This window comes from Streptomyces sp. NPDC033229, assembly GCF_055576875.1.
The window spans coordinates 1-1438 of record NZ_JBVIQR010000202.1 but is presented as its reverse complement, the minus strand read 5'-3'; the positions used below and the strand labels follow the sequence as shown (position 1 = coordinate 1438).

Annotated in this window: 2 protein-coding genes and 1 pseudogene; all 3 read right to left on the bottom strand. The window is 67.7% G+C overall.

Annotated elements, in window-relative coordinates; translation table 11 throughout:
• A pseudogene (locus ACZ53N_RS37385) lies at positions 1 to 532 on the bottom strand (IS5 family transposase); the annotation flags it as partial.
• A 51-nt stretch (positions 533 to 583) separates the two neighbouring features.
• Positions 584 to 787 carry a hypothetical protein gene (locus ACZ53N_RS37380; protein WP_469145139.1) on the bottom strand — a complete coding sequence of 68 codons (204 nt, stop codon included), beginning with the start codon at positions 785 to 787 and terminating at the stop codon, positions 584 to 586.
• Complete coding sequence (locus ACZ53N_RS37375) at positions 784 to 1374, bottom strand: helix-turn-helix domain-containing protein (protein ID WP_469145140.1); 591 nt, start codon at positions 1372 to 1374, stop codon at positions 784 to 786. The genes ACZ53N_RS37380 and ACZ53N_RS37375 overlap by 4 nt, the downstream gene beginning before the upstream one ends.
• Positions 1375 to 1438 lie beyond the last annotated feature (64 nt).

Below are 1438 nucleotides of genomic sequence, written 5' to 3'. Positions count from 1 at the left end.
TGACGGGGGCGGCCGCGTCGGCCGCGGATGCGGGGGCTCGCGTCCAGCAGCGGCATCAACTGCGTCACGTCGTGCCGATTTCCGCTGGTCAGCGAGGCGGCGAGGGGTGTTCCGTGGCGGTCGGTGATCAGGTGGTGCTTGCTGCCCGGACGGCCGCGGTCGACTGGTGAAGGTCCGGTGTGAGCCCCCCGTTCAAGGCCCTGACGTGAGAGCCGTCGACCGCGGCGTCGTCCATGTCCAGCAGGCCCGTCTTGCGGAGCTCCGCCAGGAGGATCCCGTGCAGACTTGGCCACACACCGGCCCCGGTCCAGTCCCGCAGACGCCGCCAGCAGGTCACCCCGCTGCAGCCGATTTTCTCGGCCGGCACATCTGCCCAGGCCACACCCTTACGCAGGACGTAGACGATCCCGCGCAAGGCGGCACGGTCGTCCGCCGGCAGACGACCCGGATACCGCAGACGCCGCGGCGGGCGCGGTGGAAGCAGCGGGGCGACACGTTCCCACAAAACATCAGGCACAAGATCATCAGACACATCCAGAACCTTGCCCCCCGCCAGCCCAACTGCCAAGCCCCTGAGCCAAACTCATTCTGAAATGATCAGTAAGAACTGCTGGTAGAAGACGCTGTTGCGGGACGGCGCGGTCATGGTGACCTGCTGCCCGTCCCTGACGCGCGGGCCGCCGTAGACCCAGGTCTTCTCCGGCCCGCGGCCGTAGTCGAGCTCCGCTTTGATGCGACGGCCATCGGGTGACCAGCCCGGCGCGGGCGGGAGAGTACGCGGGATCACCGGCCCGAGCTCGTCGACGCACACGACCGTCGCGTCGTCGGGCGGGCGGGTGTAAAGGCCGACGATCCGCGCCCTTTTCCCTCGAAATCACGGTCCTTCGACCTCACCCAGGAACGGGTACGGCGCCATCTGACGCCCTCGGCCAGCAGAATCCTGCGGATCTGGGGCCTTCCCACCTCAATCCCGTAACGGCGAGCAGTCTCCGCGAGGGCGTCGAGTGTCCATTCCGGCGGCCCCGCCTCGTCGTCCGCCGCCAGTTCACCGTCTTCACTCCTGGTCAGACGGCCGGGAGACGCCTGTCTGACCAGCGCGACAATCCTGGAGCGTTCAGCCTCGGTGATCCGCCGGGGCCACCCACTGACGGGCCGGTCCTCCAGCCCCTCCAGCCCGAGCGTGTTGAAGCGGTGGAGCCACCACCGCACCGTCTTGGCATGACAGCCGAGCTCCGCCGCGATCGCTGCCACCCGCAGACCATCCCAGCTCAACGCGATGATCCGCGCTCTCATCACCAGATCCGCCGGAGCCTTCCGGGCGCCCGGTAAGGCAACGGCATTGGTACTAAATGATGTCCCGTAAGCCCTGGTCAGGCGTGTGATGATCTTGGTGTGAGTGTTGTGGTCACGGCGTCTGAGCCGGGGTGGATAGGTCTGT